This is a genomic window from Pseudomonas sp. Pme6b, assembly GCF_058129925.1.
In genome coordinates this window covers 3,274,284-3,291,680 of the sequence record NZ_CM176704.1, presented here as the reverse complement: position 1 = coordinate 3,291,680, position 17,397 = coordinate 3,274,284, and the positions used below count along the sequence as shown (strand labels likewise).

Genomic DNA, 17,397 nt, shown 5'->3' with positions numbered 1-17,397 from the left:
AATCAAGTCATTAACTGGATTGGACGGGAATAATACACCCCCTCATGATCGACTCATCCCCAAAAAAACAATGAATGGGAGTCGCCTCTTGAATACCGTCCCTGGCACTACGGACCCCACGGTGCTTGCCCGTGCGGCCTCCAAGGTGAAACGCCACGTGTTGCCGCTGTTTGTAGTGATGTTCATCGTCAATTACATCGACCGGGTCAATATCGGTTTTGTACGCAGTCATCTGGAAACCGATCTGGGCATCGGTGCGGCGGCCTACGGGCTGGGCGCCGGATTGTTCTTTGTCGGCTATGCACTGTTCGAAGTACCTTCCAACATGCTGTTGCAGCGCTACGGTGCCCGCGCCTGGCTGACCCGCATCATGTTCACCTGGGGCGCGGCCGCGATGGCCATGGCGTTCGTTCAGGGTGAAACCAGTTTCTACGTGCTGCGTTTCATTCTGGGTGCCGCCGAAGCTGGCTTCTTTCCCGGCATCATCTATTACTTCACCCAATGGTTGCCTTCCAGCGATCGCGGCAAGGCCATGGCGCTGTTTCTCAGTGGCTCGGCAATCGCTTCGGTAATTTCCGGCCCGGTATCCGGCGCGCTCCTGGGCATCGAGGGCCTGAGTCTGCACGGCTGGCAGTGGATGTTCCTGATCGAGGGTTTCGCTTCCATAGTGCTGTGCGGATTCGTCTGGTTCTGGCTGCAATCACACCCGCATGAAGCCACCTGGCTCAGCGATGAAGAAAAAACCGCACTCAGCACCGCCATATCCGAAGAGCAACGTCTGCGCGAAGCAACTCAGACCGTCAGGCCATCGGTGTTTCGCTTGCTGGCAGACCGGCAGATCCTGCTGTTCTGCTTCATCTACTTTTCGGTGGCGCTGACCATTTACGGGGCTACCTTCTGGCTGCCAAGCATGATCCGCAAGATGGGCAGTTTCAGCGACTTTGAGGTCGGGCTGTTCAACTCGGTGCCATGGATCATCTCGATTGTGGCCATGTATGGCTTTGCCGCACTGGCGGCACGCTTCAAGCACCAACAGGCCTGGGTCGCTGTCACGCTGGTGATCGCCGCCGTCGGCATGTTCATGTCCACCATTGGTGGTCCGGTGTTTGCTTTTGTTGCCATCTGTTTCGCGGCAATCGGTTTCAAGGCCGCGTCTGCACTGTTCTGGCCGATCCCTCAGGGCTATCTGGATGCGCGCATTGCCGCAGCGGTCATTGCGCTGATCAACTCCATCGGCAACCTGGGCGGTTTCGTTGCTCCCACTACGTTCGGTTTTCTGGAGCAGACCACCGGTTCGATTCAGGGTGGTCTTTATGGGCTGGCTGCCACCTCGTTGCTCGCTGCCGTCGTGATTTTCTTTGCCCGCACCACCCCGCGTGGTGACCTGCGCCGCCCGTCCAGAGATGAGCCAGCCAAACCCCACCGCGCCGTCGTACCTGGCACCCCTTCCAGCCTCAAACCTGATCACCGGGAGACCGCCCTTTGAAAATCATACGCGTGACCGTAACCCCTATCGCCTTTCGCGATCCGCCGCTGCTCAACGCCAGTGGCATCCATGAACCTTTCGCACTGCGCTCGATCATCGAAGTGGAAAGCGACAACGGTTACATCGGCCTCGGCGAAAGCTATGGCGACGCCCCGGCGCTGGCCATTCAGCAACAGGTGCAGAACCAGTTGATCGGGCTCGACCCGTTCAACCTCAATCAACTGCGCAGCATCGTTCAGGCGACGGTTGCGGCACACAAACCTGCCAGCCTGGCCGGTGCTGAACTGGCACCGGGTTCGCACGCCAGCAAAGCGGTAAGCAACGCTTATTCAGCATTCGAGGTGGCGTTTCTGGACCTGCAGGCACGTTCCATGAACCTGCCGTTGGTGGACCTGCTCGGCGGTGCCATTCGTGACCAGATACCCTTCAGCGCCTACCTGTTCTTCAAATACGCGCAGCATGCCGATGCGCCTTACGCGCCCGACAGCTGGGGTGAAGCGCTCAGCGAAGAACAGATTGTCGCCCAGGCACGGCGCATGATCGAAGCCTATGGCTTCAAAAGCATCAAGCTCAAGGCCGGTGCGCTGGAGCCGGAACATGAGGTGTCCTGCATCAAGGCATTGAAAAAAGCCTTCCCCGGCTACCCGCTGCGTATCGACCCCAACGGCAACTGGTCGCTGGAAACCTCGATTCGCATGGCCGAGCTGCTGGGCGATGACCTGCAGTACTACGAAGACCCAACTCCTGGTCTGGATGGCATGTCGGAATTGCGCAAGCGTACCGGCCTGCCACTGGCGACCAACATGGTCGTGACCGATTTCGATGAATTCCGACGCAGCGTGGCCCTCGACAGCGTGCAGATCGTACTCGCCGACCACCATTACTGGGGCGGCCTGCGCGACACCCAGGCGCTGGCGAAGATGTGCGACACCTTCGGCCTCGGTGTGTCGATGCACTCCAACTCGCATTTGGGGATCAGCCTCATGGCCATGGCCCACGTCGCTGCGTCCGTGCCCAATCTGGACTACGCCTGCGACACACACTACCCGTGGCAGGAACCGGACGAGGAAGTCATCAAGGGCGGCAAGCTGCCGATTGTCGACGGCTGCGTCAGCATCACCCGCGCGCCGGGCCTTGGCCTTGAGCTGGATTACGACCAGCTCGGCAAGCTCAACGATCAGTACCACAGCTGTGGCATTCGTCAGCGCGATGATGTGAAGCAGATGCAGAAGTACCAGCCGCAATGGAGGGCTGTAAAACCAAGATACTGAGTACGTCCGGGCAGCGTCAGTCAGGCCTTGGCGCAGAATTGGCCGGCGGGTAGACACTCGGCACATCCTGCCGGGTGCGACCACGGATCAAGGCTTCGGGGTTGCGGCTTATATAATCGGTCAGGACCCGCACCGAGCGGGCCGTACGTTGAACCTCATCCATTGTCCGGCTGACCTGCTGGCGTACCGGCGAGTCTTCTGCAAGGGCCGCCCCGGCCATCTCCATCGTGCTTCGGGACTGCCCCAGAACAGTGTGAAGTTCGGGCACTACGTCTGCGTTGAACAGCTTGAACGTCTTGTGCGCTTCGTCAAGGCTGCCATTCAGATTGCCGGCGATCTCCTGCACCGGCAATTTGCTGACCTTTTCAACGATCAGCTGTACCTGCTCCTGCATTTTCTCCAGCTCTCCCGGTACGGTGGGGATTATCAGCGGCCGTGCGTTGACATCGAATTGAACCGGCGCAGCGTTGGCAAAGAAACCCAGAGAAATATAAAGCTGGCCGGTCAGCAGACTCGCACTGCGAGGCTGTGCGCGCAGGCCCTGTTTGACGAAGTCGGCGATCAACTGCGCGGTACGCGAATCGTCGGGTGTGCCCAATGTCTCTAGGATCTTTTCGTTGGCCTGCCCAAGGCGGTCCGGGTAGATCACCGCCCCCACAATGCTGGAAAAAGACTTGCTGGCCGCATCGTAGTCAAGATCGACGGAGATCACTCGCCCCAGATTTATGCCCATGAACTCGACGGGCGAATTGACTTCAAGGCCACGCAAGGACTGCCTGAACATCATGCGGATATAACCCGGCTCGCCATCGGGAGGTGACAGCGCCTTTTGCTGATCCTCGAACAGCTTGAAACGTGCATGCTCTGCAGCCCTTGGCGCGCTCGAACCGTATCCCGGCTCAACGAAGGCCACACCTCCGGCCAGTAACGTCGAAACCGATTCAGTCTTTATCTTCAGCCCATCGGCATCAACCGTCAGGCCAATACCGCTGGCGTTCCAGAACCGTGTATCGGTGGTCACAAACCTGTCGTTGGGGGCATTGATGAAAATTTCCGCATCCACACCTTTGCCATCCTCGGACAAATGACAGGCAACCACTTGACCGACTTGAATGCGCCGATAATAGACAGGAGAACCGACATCGAGTGAGCCCATGTCCTCGGCGTGCAGGGTAAAACGTGTGCCTTTTGTGCCAAACGTTAGGGGTGGTGGGCTTTCCTGACCAATAAAGTGTTTTTTCGGGTGCTCGGACGTCCCGCTGTCTGCCGCGATATACGGCCCGGAAAGCAGGGTATCCACGCCGGACACGCTTTTGGCCCCGATACGCGGGCGCACCACCCAGAACATGGAATCCTCGGCAGTGAAAGCACGGGCGTCGGCATTCAGATCCACTGTCGCCACAACACCGGTACGGTCTTTGCTCAGGGTGACGGCCGACACCTCGCCGATCACGACATTTTTGACCTTGACTCTGGTCTTGTGGGCTTCAAGCCCTTCGGCGCTTTGAAAACTGATAAAAATTCTCGGCCCTTTCGACAGTGAGCTGCTAATCAGCAGCGATACGCATACCAGGGCAGCAATCACCGGAATCAGCCATACCGGCGAGGCACCGAATCGCCTTTTTCCAGTGATTGAAGCGCCAATTGTCGATGCAGAAACGGAACCTGAGCGATCAGACATTTTTTCCTCTGAGGCGCCCACACGGGGTCATGCCGACGGTTAATACTGTCGGCAGAACTCTGAACGTCGACTATCAATAAACCCTCAAGGAAATATCAAGATTTGATCAAGGCAGCGGGTCGAACTTCAATTCACTGAGGCTTTGCACCTTGTCTTCACGAACCATTTTGTATTCGGTATTCGGGCCGATCCACTGCGCCCAGATCGCGTCGATTTCACCTGCTGCTTCCATCGCACGCAGCGATTCGTTGACCTTGGCCAGAAATGCCGGCTCGCCCTGACGCATACCGGCACCGATAGGCTCCAGCGCCATCGGCTCCTTGGCGATTGCCAGCTCCACACCACTGGCCTTGGCCTGCCCGACCAGCTTGATCGCGGTCATGGTGTTGGTCACCAGGCCCACCACCTTGTTCTGTTGCAGCGCCATGTAGGCAGAACCGGTGTCCTGGAAGGTCACAGGCGTGGCATCAGCCAGCCGAATCGACTGTTCGGACGTAGAGCCTTTGGTCGAGCTGATGCGTTTGCCTTTGAAAAAGGATTTCGGTTGATCGGCATTGGCGGCGCGCACTACCAGCGTTTCCTTGGCGATGTAGTACGGATCGCTGAACTGGATCTGGTCGGCGCGGCTCTTGGTGTAGGCCAGGTTGGCAAAAATCACGTCAACGCGGCCCATTTTGACTTCAGGAATGCGCGCTTCGACCGACAGCGGCTTGAGCTCCAGCTCGACGCCCATATGTTTGGCCAGCGCCTTGCAGAGGTCAACGTCCATGCCTACCAGTTCACGGGTTTTCGGGTCCGGTGCCGAAAACGGCGGGACGTCAGCATAGACGCCGCAACTCAGGCTTTTCTTGCTCATCACATCACTGAGCTGATCAGCGTGAGCAACCGAAACAGCCAATGGCGACAATGCCAGTGCAACCAGCAAAGACTTCATACGCATGGTGAGACTCCTGGAAATAAATGGAGGGATTGCTGAAACAGGGGCCTGTGCTCAATGGCTGCGCAGGTCGGAAATGAAGCGTTGGGCACGCGGGTGGTCCGGCTGCTGAAAGAAAGCCTCAGGACTGGATTTTTCAAGGATCTGCCCCGCATCCATGAACCAGATGGTATCGGCCACTTCACGGGCAAAATTCATCTCGTGGGTGACGCACATCATGGTCATGCCCTCTTTGGCCAGGCCTTTCATGACGCTGAGCACCTCGCCGACCATTTCCGGGTCGAGTGCGCTGGTGGGCTCGTCAAAGAGCATCACGGGCGGTTCCATGGCCAGCGCCCGGGCAATCGCCACGCGCTGCTGCTGGCCGCCGGACAACTGCGCCGGATAAGCGCCGGCCTTGTGTGCCAGCCCCACCCGATCCAGCAGTTCCATGGCCCTGGCGCGCGCCTCACTGTTTTTCAGGCCGCGCACTTTGGTCGGGGTCAGGATGATATTGTCTAGCACCGACAGATGCGGGAACAGATTGAAGCTCTGGAATACAAAACCCACCCGACTGCGCAAGCGATTGACGTTGGCGTCGGTGCCGTTCACGTCGTGGCCGTCAAACAGGATCTGGCCCTGTTGAACATCTTCAAGACGGTTGACGGTGCGGATCAGTGTCGACTTGCCCGAGCCCGAGGGCCCGCACAGCACCACCACTTCGCCGCGCTGCACTTCAGCGGTGATATCGGTCAGGGCCTGGTACTCGCCATACCACTTATTGATCCTGGAAAACATGATCATCGGATGCATTGGGCAACCCTCAATTATCGGTAGTCAAAGGCAGGGGAACAGGTGCAGGCGACACGCTGCCCTCCCGTTTGCGGGCAATCCGCCGTTCCATCACTGCGGCCAGCCGGGTCAGGCCGTAGCACAGCACGTAGTAGGTGATCGCCAGAATGAAGAACACCTGAAACGGCTTGGTCAGCAGCTGGTTATTGATCTGATTGGCGGCAAAGGTCACTTCCTGGACGTTGATCACGTAGCCCAGCGACGTTTCCTTGATGATCGAAATGAACTGGCTGATCAGGCTTGGCAATGCGTTGTACAGCGCTTGCGGCAGAATCACCCAGACCGTGGTGCGCATGTAGCCCATGCCCAGCGCGCGTGATGCTTCGTACTGACCAGCCGGCAGCGCCTGAATGGCACCGCGGATGATTTCGCACAGGTAGGCGCTCTGATAGACCACCAGCGTGCAGAGCATGGTGGTGAAGCCGGTGATGTTATGACCGATCAGCAGCGGGACCAGAAAGTAAGTCCAGAAAATCACCATCAGCAGCGGAATGCCGCGCATCACATAGACCCAGACCGTGGCCGGGTAACGCAGCCAGCGCCACGGCGAGACCCGTGCCAGCGACAGTAGCAGCCCTAGCGGGAACGCCAGCAAAAGCGCCAGCGCAGCCAGAATCAGCGTTGAAACCAGCCCGCCCATCGGGCCGTGAGGGTATTGGCCGACCAGCAGCAAGGTCCAGTTATCGCGAACAATCGTGAACACATCGAACATCGCCGCCTACCTCGCCATGGCTTTGCTGAAATGCCGGGCCAGCAACGCACCCAGGCCCATCAGCATCAGTGAAATGGCCAGGTAGACCACGGTTGCGACCAGATACGCCTCGAAGGTGCGAAAGGTGTAGTTCTCGACCTCGCGAGTGGCATAGGTCAGCTCGACGACGCCGATGGCCATGACCAGGCTGGTGTTCTTGAACAGCAGCACCGTGTGATTGATCAATGACGGCAGGCAGTTGCGAACGCCTTGCGGCAGGATCACGTAACGCATCGAACGCACATAACCCAGGCCCAATGCGCGCGATGCTTCGACTTGCCCGGCCGGAATGGCGCGCAAGCCGCTGCGGATGTCCTCACTGAAGTAAGCCGCCTGGCACAGCCCCAGCGCGATCACCGAAAACAGGTACTCGGTGCTGTAGTTGGCCAGCCAGAGCTGCGTGCTTTCGGTGAGCAACGTCGGAATACCGAAATACCAGAGCATCAGTTGCACCAGTGTCGGCACATTGCGATGGTAGGACACATAGCCCGCCACCAGACGCTCGGCGTATTTGTTGCCGGTCAGGCGAATAGACACCAGCAGCAAGGCCACCGCCATTGCCATGCACCAGGCAACGAACGCCAGTTGCAGGGTTGTCTCTATGCCCTTGACGATCAGCTCGGCATACTCGCCCTGCAGGATCGCCGAAAGATCGAATTTACTCGTCATGGTTGTTCCCATTGACATTCAGCCAGGGCAGAAGCAAGGCGCCAGGGGTACTGGCGCGGGTGTCGCATGGCGGCTGGTGCCGCTCTCGTGATGGGTACAGCGCTCGCAGCGAGGCGCAGCCTCAGCATTCATAGTCCTGCGGGCGCGCGGTCGACAGCCCGCCGGGTACCTGTAGCGTCGGGGTGATTTCCATATGGCCGATGTTGACCGCGATGGGCGCAGCGATCACGTAGGCGATTGCATCGGCAATGTCCTTGGCCACAGGCAGCTCATAGCCCTCGATGAAGCGTTTGCGCACTTCCTCGGAATCGCCATGCACATGGGCAAAAATATCCGTGGCCACACGCCCCGGGCAGATTTCCGTCACCCGCACGCGCTTGCCGAACGCATCGATACGTAGCTGGCGAGAAAGCATGCTCACGGCAGCCTTGGTGGCGTGGTACGTCGAGTTGCCGCCGAAGTTGTAGGCGGCGGCAATCGAGCTGATGTTGATGATGTGCCCGCTGTCACGCTCGACCATACCCGGCAACGAAAGCCTGGCGATCTGCAATACCGCGCGCAGGTTCACATCGACCAGCAGATCAATCCCTTCTGCGTCGGCCTTGAGCAGCGAACCGGGCCGGTCGACTCCGGCATTGTTGACCACAACATCGAACTGATGGGCCTGGAACAGTGCCGTCAGACCGGCCAGATCAGTCACGTCGATAGCATGTGCGATGCAGCCGGTGCGCTGCGCCAGTGCCGCCAGCTTGTCTGCACTGCGCGCCAGCGCATGAACCTGCAGACCTTCGGCACACAGCCGTTCGACGACGGCTTCGCCAATACCGGAAGAAGCGCCGGTCACCAGCGCAGTTTTGTAATCGGAAAAAGGCATGTCGGGGTTTCCTTGAATAAGCGTCGATCAGCCGCTTGGCTGTTAATGCTGATCGCCTTGTACTGGACTTTAACGAGCGTCATGGGCAGCGACCAAGACACAATGGTTGTGTGGCAATAAGCTGCGCTTATGACCCGAGCAGCTGTGAAACCGGGGTGATGACACCGCCCTGCTCTTCGATGCTCTGGCGAATGCTGCGCGCAAGCTCCACCGCCCCCGGCGTGTCGCCATGCAACAGGATTGATTGGGCATTGACCGCCACGCGCTTGCCGCTCAGGGTCGCAACCGTACCGTCCTGCAACAGTTGCGCAACCCTGGCGCGGACCTGCTGCGGGTCCTTGATCACCGCCCCGGCAATGCCACGCGGCACCAGTAGGCAGTTTTCGTCGTAGGCACGGTCGGCCAGAAACGTGGTCGCGACTCTCAGGCCGCACGCTTCGGCGGCCTGTTCGATGGCCGCGCTGCTGGATGAACTGATGATCATCTGCGCATCGAAACTGGCGACCGCCTTGACCAGCGGCCTGGCCAGTTCGGCATCGGCCGCGGCCATATTACCCAGCGCGCCGTGGAAGCTCATGTGCGTCACGCGGTAACCGGCAGCGGCTGCAATGCCTGCCAGAGCGCCCAGCTGATACACCACCATGCTGCACAACTCGTTGAGTTCGATGTTCATTCTGCGCCGCCCGAACCCCTGCAGATCAGGAAAACCGACATGTGCGCCGAGATCGATGCCCAGCGCTTTGGCGCGGTGCACGGTGTTGTTCATTATCAATGGATCACCGGCATGAAAACCACAGGCCACGTTGGCCGAGGAGATCAGTTGCATCAGTGCCTCATCCTCACCCATGGTCCAGGGACCGAAGCCCTCACCCAGATCAGCGTTCAGATCGATGCGCATCGTGTCACCCCTCCAGTTCAATCAGCGGCTGGCCGTAACCGACCCGTTCATGCTCGGCAGCCAGAAAACGCGTCACACGCCCTGCCTGCTGGCTGCGAACCGGCAGATAAAGCAGGCCGATGCGCAACAGGCCCAGCAACTGCCCGACTGCAACGGTGTCGCCGGGTTTTACGTAGCTGTTTTTTTCGTCGGGGTGTCTCGATACAAAAACGCCGGGGTTATCCGCAGCTATTACAAGCGCAGTGGCTGGCGGCTGTTCGACTGCGACGTCCACGTCAGGTCGCGATGCAGGGTTATCCGCACGTACTCCGCGTCGGATCAACAACTCGAACCCTGGTCGTTTCAGTTCAAGAACCGTGAGCCCGGCATCACGAATCCAGCCTGCCAGTTGGCGAATTTCATTGATGTTCATCAGCGATGTCCTTGCAGGCCGCGCAGCGCAAGCAAGCGCCGGGCGTCTTCGATGAAGGCGTGATTGGTGTCCAGTGCCTCGACGGCCTCCTCGTAGCTGCATTGCACGAAGCGCACCTTGCTGCCGATGGGGGCCTGACCGAGACGCCACAGGTCGGCTTCGATAACCGTCGCAAACTTTGGATAGCCGCCGCTGGGCTGGGCATCGCGCATTTGCACAATCGGCTGGCCGCCGTGGGGCACCTGAATCACCCCGGGCACAATGCCGTGAGAGCGAATTTCCAGCGCCTCCCTTGGCAATAGGGGCGTACCCTCCATGCGATAACCATAGCGATTGCTTTGCGTGGTGATTTTCCACTCGCCGGCAAAAAATGTTTGTTGGGCTTCAACGCTGAAGCAGTCGAACTCGGCGGCAGGCAGTACGCGTATGGCCGGTAGCTCGTCGATAATCAACGGCAAGGCCGCCGCAGCAGATTGCAGACCAAAATCACCAGCGCGCGGTTGATTAGCCGCACCGGCGGGAATCAGATCGCCCTGCTGCAAGGCGCGGCCCTGCCAGCCACCAAATGCACCGCGTAATTGCGTGCTGCGCGAGCCCAGAACCTGCGGCACATCCACACCGCCCGCCAGGCATAAATAGGCGCGACTGCCCGTCGTTGGGTAACTCAGCTTCAACACCTGATTCTTGCGCGCCTGAGCGACCCAGTTACCCGGCAGTCGCTCGCCATCCAGCCGTGCAGAACAGGCAGCACCGGTGATAGCAAAAGTGCAGTCCTCGACAAAACGCACTTCGAACGGGAACAGTGGAATTTCGATGCCTGCCGCGTCTTCGTCGTTGCCCAGCAACAAATTGCCGAGCTGCAACGACAGCGTGTCCATTGCGCCGGAGGTGCCGACGCCGTAGCCCAGGCTGCCATGGCGGCCCAAATCCTGGACCGTCGCCAGTGCGGTGGCGCTGATAACTTCGATCATCGAATGATCCTCTCGATACGCAAGCGCAGTTGATCGCCGGGCTGCATCAGCGCTGGAGGGATCTGATCAGCGTCGAAAAACACCATTTCCGTGCGCCCTATCGTGTTCCAGCCACTGGGGCCGGCTGAAGCGGAGATACCCGTCTGCACGCCGCCGATGGAAACCGAGCCGGCACCGATATCGAGTACCGGCACTTTGCGCCGAGGCGTCGCCAGACGCTGATCCATGCCGCCCAGATAGCAATAACCCGGGTGGCTGCCCAAGGCGTACACCGGGTAAAGCGGTTCGCAATGCAGATTGGCGATGGTCTCGATATCCAGTCCGGTATGGGCGATGACATCGGCCATGTGCGGTCCGCCGTCACCGCCATACACCACCGGCAACTCGATGATCCGGCCTTGCAACGGCAGCGGCTGGCATTGCTCCCAGGCCTCCAGCAAGCGGGTTTTCAAGCCGGTCAGGTCGCGTGGCGGCGCTGCGAAGGTCAGCATCAGGTTGTTCATGCCCGGCACCGATTCGCGCACCTGCGGCCAGTCCTTGCTCAGGCTGGCCAGCGCCCATATGCGTTGCTGCGCTGCCAGCTCAAGCTCGCCGGGTGCTTCGAACAGCAAGGCGGTGGTTCCCAGCAAAGTGATTCGTGGCGGCAACTGCTGGAGGGTCATGGGTGGCTCCTTGTCTGTAACCAGCGCTCCAGGTGGTGAATGTCCATGCCACCCTTGCAGAACACCGGGTCCTGCAAAATGTCGCGATGCAGCGCGATGTTGGTAGAGATTCCCTCAACGTGCATTTCGCTCAGTGCCAGGCGCATACGTGCCAGGGCCTCATCGCGACTGGCGCCGTGAGTGATGACCTTCGCCACCATCGAATCGTAATAAGGCGGAACGCGATAACCGTGGCTCACATGCGAGTCGACCCGTACGCCAAAACCACCAGGAATCTCCCAGCGGGTGACTTGCCCCGGCGTAGGCATGAAGCTGCGCGGGTCCTCGGCGTTGATCCGGCATTCCAGAGAATGGCCCGACACGCTGACGTCGGCCTGGCTGAAACTCAGGCGCTCACCCATCGCCATGCGAATCTGCTGCTGAACGATGTCGATTCCGGAAGTCATTTCCGTGACCGGGTGCTCGACCTGCAGGCGAGTATTCATTTCGATGAAATAGAACTCATCGTTTTCAAACAGGAATTCGAACGTGCCTACGCCCTGGTAACCGATCTGCCGGCAGGCCAGTGCGCAACGTTCGCCCACCCTGGCCATCAATTCCGGGTCGATGCCCGGTGCAGGAGCCTCTTCAAGCACCTTCTGGTGGCGGCGCTGCATCGAGCAATCCCGCGAGCCAAGCCAGACGGCATTGCCATAGGCATCGCACAGCACCTGAATCTCGACATGGCGCGGCTGGCCCAGAAACTTCTCGATATACAACTCGGGATTGCCGAAGGCCCGGCGGGCTTCTTCGCTGGTCAGCGCAATTGCATCGAGCAATTGCTGCTCTTCCTGAACCACGCGCATGCCCCGCCCGCCGCCACCGCCAGCGGCCTTGACGATGACCGGGTAACCAATGTCACGGGCAATCTTCAGGATACCTTGCGGATCGGCAGGCATGCTGGTGTCCGGGCCTGGCACGCACGGCACGCCAGCCTCACGCATTGCCCGCTTGGCCGCGACCTTGTCGCCCATCACCCGAATGCAGGCGGCACTGGGGCCGATGAAAGTCAGGCCAGCCTGTTCGATGCGCTCGGCGAACGCGGCGTTTTCAGACAGAAACCCGTAACCGGGATGGATCGCCTGAGCACCGGTCAACTGCGCAGCGTAAAGAACGGCAGCCTGATTCAGATAACTCTGCCCCGGCGCGGCCGGGCCTATGCACAGTGACTCATCGGCCTGCCGTACATAGCTGGCATCGCGATCCGCTTCGGAATAGACCGCAACCGTACTCAGGCCCAGGCCTTTGCAGGCGCGCTGGATGCGCAGGGCAATTTCGCCGCGGTTGGCGATCAACACTTTATCGAACATCAAAAACCCCTGATCTGTGAACCCGGAAGGCAGCCGCACGGCCACCCAAGACCTTCAACCGATGCTGAAAAGCGCTTGTCCGGCCTGAACCTCTTCGCCGTTGGCAACCAGAATGGCGGTCACGACCCCTGCCTTTTCAGCCGTCACCGGATGAAACATCTTCATGGCTTCAACCACTGCCAGGGTCTGTCCCACGTCGACTGACGTGCCGACTTCAACGAAGGGCGGCTGGTCGGGCGCCGGGGTCAGGTGCAAGACCCCATACAGCGAGGCGCAGGCCTGAGCCTCTTGCGCATTGGCAGTTGCACTTGCCTGAGAGGAAGCAGCAGCATCGGTTGCAGGCGCTTTCAGCGACGTTGATGCAGATGGACTGACGCCGCTGGCGGCCTCGACCGACTCACGCAGCAAGCGCAACTGCGTATCGCCTTCAGACAGGCTGAGTTCACTCAGGTCTGATTCGGCCATCAGGTCGATAAGTGCTTTGATACGTTCCGGTTTCATGCAAGAGCCCTTGCCTGGCAAAAGAAATGTGGCTGAGGGCAATGTAACGAGAGCGATTTTTGACCGCCAAGACGGTTTGACTGTGGGGTGATAAGCGCCCCTTATGACGCCGGGGTTACTCTGTACGGCGATTGCCGCGCATCTCTGCGACCAGTTCCAGTAGGATGGCCTTGACTGCCTGGGCCGGAACCGAAAGCGGCAAGTGGCCTGACAGGCACAGGGCCAGCGGCGCTTCGATCTCGGGTTCGGCGATCCGGCTCAGATTGACCGCATGCGTATCGGCCAGCACCCGCGCAGCAGACTCGGGAAGAATGGTCGAGCCGAATCGATCCGCTACTGCGGCAGCCAGAGTCGTCGATGATTCGACTTCTGCAACCACCCGGGCACTGCGCTCGATGCGCACAAATGCCTCATCCACCAGACGGCGGATGGTGTTGTAGGTGCGCGGTAACAGCAGGTCGATATCGGCCAGCTCGGCGAGGGCTATTTCCTCACAGCCCTGAAGCGTGTCCTGGGCGCTGACCAGATACAGTTGCTCGCGAATCAACGGCACAAAACTGAGGCCATGCACCTCACGTCCGCCATAAAGAACGGCCATGTCCATGCGCCCGTTCATGATCAGTTCGCTCAGCGTGGTGCCAAAGTTCTCGTTGAGGTACAGGAGAATACCCGGATGACGCTCGCGCACCCGTTTCAGCAACGGCAGCGACAAGGTTGACGCAGCAGTGCCCGGGGCCAGCCCTACCGACACCGGCCCCGACAACGCCAGGCCGCTGGCGTTGACATCACTTTGCGCCTGCTCACACTGACGCAGTATGACCTGAGCATGGCCATACAAAACCTTGCCCGCCTCGGTCGGGGTAACGCCGCGCTTGGTGCGGATCAGCAACTGCTGCTGCAACTCGGCTTCCAGCGTCACCAGTTGCTGGCTTAACGCAGGTTGCGCGATGTGCAGTACATCGGCGGCCTGGGTCAGGCTGCCGATGTCGACAATTTTCACAAAGTATTTCAAGCGGCGAAGGTTCAAGGTGCTGCACTCCAGAGTCACGACCCCGATGCCTCAGCAAGACACAGGCCAGCTCTGAAAAAACCAGACATAAGCAATTGCTATGTCAGAAACTGCCGAGCGTGATTGCAACGCATGGATGCCCCCGCAGGCATTGCTCGCCCGCTTTTGGTGCAGCATTGGTTCATCTGCGGTCATAAGCGCTGCCTATCAACCCAGAACAAACTCGTCTTATGGCCTGCCGTCTGCAGGCTCGTAACGTATTCCCCGTCAAGGCCATCAACGAGGAATGCCAACGTGACCGCATCTCGCATCGCTGCCCGCGTGCTCCGCATCAAACCATCGCCCAGCAGCGCTGCTGCCGATCGGGCCAATGAACTGCGGCGCGCAGGCAAGTCGATCATCAATCTGGTGGTTGGCGAACCCGACTTCGATACGCCTGCCCACATTCGTCAGGCCGCCTCTGCCGCCATCGAAAACGGTGAAACCCGCTACACGCTCAATGCGGGTACTGCAGCGCTGCGCGACGCGATTGCCACCAAACTCCAGCGCGAAAACGGCCTGACCTATGCCCCCGGCCAGATCGTAGTCACCAGCGGTGCCAAGGCTGCGATCTTCAATGCCTTCGCAGCGACCCTGGGCATTGACGACGAAGTGCTGATCCCCGCGCCGTACTGGGTGTCGTACCCGGACATGGTGCTGGCCTGCGATGGTCGCCCGGTGACCTTACCGTGCCCCGAAGACAATCAGTTCAAGCTCACCGCCGAGCAACTACGCCACGCAATCACGCCGCGTACCCGCTGGCTGCTGCTCAATTCGCCGAGCAACCCGACCGGCGCGACCTACAGCGCAACTGAATGGCGGGCACTGGCCGACGTGCTGCTCGACTACCCGGACGTGCTGGTCATGACCGATGATATTTACGAACACATTCGCTATGACGACACCCCGCTCAGCCATCTGCTGAATGTCGAACCCGCCCTGCGCGAGCGTGTGCTGATCATCAATGGTGTATCAAAAACCTACGCCATGACCGGTTGGCGCATCGGCTATGCCGCAGGCCCCAGCGATATCATCAACGCGATGGCTACCCTGCAGTCGCAATCCACCAGCAACGCCTGCTCGGTGAGCCAGGCCGCCGCAGTGGCGGCCCTCAATGGCGACCAGTCGTTTGTCGGCGAGAGCGTCAAGGTCTACAAACAGCGCCGCGACCGCTGCCTGGAGTTGATCAACGCAATTGACGGCCTGAGTTGCATCCAGCCACAAGGCGCGTTTTATCTCTACGTCAATTGCGCAGCGCTGATCGGCAAAACCACCCCGTCAGGCTCGGTACTGGAAGCCGACACCGATGTGGTTCTGTACCTGCTGGAAAGTCAGGGTGTTGCGGTTGTAGCAGGCACCGCGTATGGCCTGGCACCGTTCTTCCGGATGTCTACGGCGACGGCCCTCGAAACCCTTGAAACCGGTTGCACACGCATTGCGACTGCTGTCGCTGCGTTGCGCTGAGCGCCTGGCCATGACCACGCCGAGCCACCCGGCCCTGACCTTCAAACAGGCCCTGCTGGCCATGCTCGGCATTTCCCTGGTGCTGATGCTGTCCGCACTCGACCAGACAGTGATCGGCAACGCATTGCCAAGCATCGTCGCGGAACTCGATGGTTTCGAGCTGTATGCCTGGGTCGCCACCGGCTACCTGCTGGCGTCCATTGTGACCATTCCGATCTTTGGCCGACTGGGCGATTTCTACGGGCGTAAACCGTTCGTGCTGGCCGCTACGGTCATTTTCACCGTTGCTTCGCTGGTCTGCGCGCTGGCCGACAGCATGCTGGTGCTGGTCATTGGCCGGGCCCTGCAAGGCGTCGGTGGCGGGATGCTGATCGGTACGGCATTTGCCTGTGTGCCGGAGCTGTTTCCCGACACCCGTCAGCGGCTGCGCTGGCAGGTTCTGCTGAGTGCGATGTTCAGCGTGGTCAATGCCATCGGCCCAGGGTTGGGCGGTTACCTGTCCGGCGAGTTCGGCTGGCGTTCGGTGTTCTGGCTGAACCTGCCGCTGGGCGTGATTGCGTTGTTTTTTGCCTGGCGCTTTTTACCCTGGTATCGCCCGCCAACAGCCGGTGCGATCAGGCTCGACTGGATCGGCGCAGTGTTGATTGTCCTGAGCCTGGGCAGCCTGCAATTGTTCGTTGAATGGCTCGGTCAGCGCTCTCTGGCGATCAGCCTGCTGTGCGGCGCTATCACTGTTATTGCCTTGACCGGACTTTGGTTCAGAGAGCGCCGTTGCGCGTTCGCCTTGCTGCCCGCCGGGCTGTTTGCCAATCGCAGCATCCGCCTGCTGTTCATCATGTCGCTGCTGGCCGGTGCGATCATGTTCACCCTGCTGTTTTACCTGCCTCTGCTGTTGCAGGGCAGCTACGGTTACTCGCCGCAGGACGCCGGGCTGCTGCTCACACCGCTGGCCCTGAGTATCACTTTGGGCGCAATCGTCAACAGTCGCATCGTCACGCGTCTGGCAAACCCCAACTGGTTACCGATTGGCGGATTCATTGCCCTGTCGATTGCCTGCATCGCCTTGGCACTGGTCGGACTGCACGCCGGGTTCACGACCTTGCTGGGACTGATTCTGCTGGCGGGGTTGGGGCTTGGATTCATTCTGCTCAACCTCACCGTATTCACCCAGACGCTTGCCGAGCGGCAGTTTCTCGGTATCGCCACAGCACTCACTCAATCGTTGCGACTGGTTGGCGGCTTGCTGGGCACCGCGGCCATGGGTGTGCTGGTCAAGTTGCTGTACGTCGCCAATCTGCAACATGCGCTGTCAGCGGCAGGCCAGATGCAGGCAATAGCGCGTCTGGCCGACCCTCAGGTCTTGCTGCAGCACACGCCCAAAGATATCGACACCACGTTGCAGCTGGCTCGCACTGCCCTCGCCCATGCAGTCGGTACAGGGCTGTTGATCTGCGCCGCACTGGGCGTACTCGCACTGGTGGTTCTTTACCGCTTACCTCGCGTCACGCTGTATCAAGCGCCTCACACAACGACACCTGAAACGGATTCAGCTGCAAAACACGCCTCTTAAAACAACAAGAAACCTGACTGCC

At 59.8% G+C, this 17,397-nt stretch carries 17 protein-coding genes; 4 read left to right on the top strand and 13 right to left on the bottom strand.

Going from position 1 to position 17,397, the window contains the following annotated elements; all coding sequences use genetic code 11:
• Positions 1-121: 121 nt before the first annotated feature.
• Entirely contained in the window at positions 122-1,486 is a 1,365-nt protein-coding gene (locus AC4ANE_RS14875) for an MFS transporter (protein WP_031595664.1), read from the top strand.
• Positions 1,483-2,757, top strand: a complete 1,275-nt coding sequence (locus AC4ANE_RS14870; protein WP_002553484.1) for a glucarate dehydratase family protein — start codon at positions 1,483-1,485, stop codon at positions 2,755-2,757. The genes AC4ANE_RS14875 and AC4ANE_RS14870 overlap by 4 nt, the downstream gene beginning before the upstream one ends.
• Before the next feature lie 16 nt (positions 2,758-2,773).
• Here AC4ANE_RS14870 and AC4ANE_RS14865 read toward each other — a convergent pair whose 3' ends face one another.
• The 13 genes from AC4ANE_RS14865 to nac form a co-directional block, all read right to left on the bottom strand.
• Entirely contained in the window at positions 2,774-4,438 is a 1,665-nt protein-coding gene (locus tag AC4ANE_RS14865) for a PqiB family protein (RefSeq protein ID WP_057425913.1), read from the bottom strand.
• Positions 4,439-4,544: 106 nt separating this feature from the next.
• A complete protein-coding gene (locus AC4ANE_RS14860; protein ID WP_002553482.1) occupies positions 4,545-5,378 on the bottom strand; it encodes an ABC transporter substrate-binding protein in 834 nt (277 codons plus the stop codon).
• A gap of 51 nt (positions 5,379-5,429) precedes the next feature.
• Positions 5,430-6,158 carry an amino acid ABC transporter ATP-binding protein gene (locus AC4ANE_RS14855; protein ID WP_005731847.1) on the bottom strand — a complete coding sequence of 243 codons (729 nt, stop codon included), beginning with the start codon at positions 6,156-6,158 and terminating at the stop codon, positions 5,430-5,432.
• Between the two features lie 19 nt (positions 6,159-6,177).
• On the bottom strand, positions 6,178-6,918 hold the full coding sequence (locus AC4ANE_RS14850; RefSeq protein ID WP_002553480.1) for an amino acid ABC transporter permease: 741 nt from the start codon (positions 6,916-6,918) through the stop codon (positions 6,178-6,180).
• A 6-nt stretch (positions 6,919-6,924) separates the two neighbouring features.
• Complete coding sequence (locus AC4ANE_RS14845; protein ID WP_002553479.1) at positions 6,925-7,626, bottom strand: amino acid ABC transporter permease; 702 nt, start codon at positions 7,624-7,626, stop codon at positions 6,925-6,927.
• Between the two features lie 121 nt (positions 7,627-7,747).
• Positions 7,748-8,500: an SDR family oxidoreductase gene (locus tag AC4ANE_RS14840; protein ID WP_002553478.1), complete on the bottom strand. Its 753-nt coding sequence runs from the start codon at positions 8,498-8,500 to the stop codon at positions 7,748-7,750.
• Positions 8,501-8,627: 127 nt separating this feature from the next.
• Positions 8,628-9,398, bottom strand: coding sequence for a LamB/YcsF family protein (locus tag AC4ANE_RS14835; protein WP_002553477.1), 771 nt, complete (start codon positions 9,396-9,398; stop codon positions 8,628-8,630).
• Positions 9,399-9,402: 4 nt separating this feature from the next.
• Entirely contained in the window at positions 9,403-9,810 is a 408-nt protein-coding gene (locus AC4ANE_RS14830; RefSeq protein ID WP_031595657.1) for a biotin/lipoyl-containing protein, read from the bottom strand.
• Entirely contained in the window at positions 9,810-10,781 is a 972-nt protein-coding gene (locus AC4ANE_RS14825) for a 5-oxoprolinase subunit C family protein (protein ID WP_002553476.1), read from the bottom strand. The genes AC4ANE_RS14830 and AC4ANE_RS14825 overlap by 1 nt, the downstream gene beginning before the upstream one ends.
• Entirely contained in the window at positions 10,778-11,443 is a 666-nt protein-coding gene (gene pxpB / locus AC4ANE_RS14820; protein ID WP_002553475.1) for a 5-oxoprolinase subunit PxpB, read from the bottom strand. Before pxpB ends, AC4ANE_RS14825 begins: the two co-directional genes overlap by 4 nt.
• A complete protein-coding gene (accC, locus tag AC4ANE_RS14815) occupies positions 11,440-12,792 on the bottom strand; it encodes an acetyl-CoA carboxylase biotin carboxylase subunit (protein WP_002553474.1) in 1,353 nt (450 codons plus the stop codon). Before accC ends, pxpB begins: the two co-directional genes overlap by 4 nt.
• A gap of 54 nt (positions 12,793-12,846) precedes the next feature.
• A complete protein-coding gene (locus tag AC4ANE_RS14810) occupies positions 12,847-13,293 on the bottom strand; it encodes an acetyl-CoA carboxylase biotin carboxyl carrier protein (RefSeq protein WP_002553473.1) in 447 nt (148 codons plus the stop codon).
• Between the two features lie 115 nt (positions 13,294-13,408).
• Positions 13,409-14,320: a nitrogen assimilation transcriptional regulator NAC gene (nac, locus tag AC4ANE_RS14805; RefSeq protein ID WP_002553472.1), complete on the bottom strand. Its 912-nt coding sequence runs from the start codon at positions 14,318-14,320 to the stop codon at positions 13,409-13,411.
• Between the two features lie 276 nt (positions 14,321-14,596).
• On the opposite strand from nac, the gene AC4ANE_RS14800 reads away from it, so the two are divergent.
• Together AC4ANE_RS14800 and AC4ANE_RS14795 are read left to right on the top strand one after the other, a co-directional pair.
• A complete protein-coding gene (locus tag AC4ANE_RS14800; RefSeq protein ID WP_002553471.1) occupies positions 14,597-15,805 on the top strand; it encodes an aspartate transaminase in 1,209 nt (402 codons plus the stop codon).
• Positions 15,777-17,375: an MFS transporter gene (locus tag AC4ANE_RS14795; RefSeq protein ID WP_031595654.1), complete on the top strand. Its 1,599-nt coding sequence runs from the start codon at positions 15,777-15,779 to the stop codon at positions 17,373-17,375. The genes AC4ANE_RS14800 and AC4ANE_RS14795 overlap by 29 nt, the downstream gene beginning before the upstream one ends.
• Positions 17,376-17,397 lie beyond the last annotated feature (22 nt).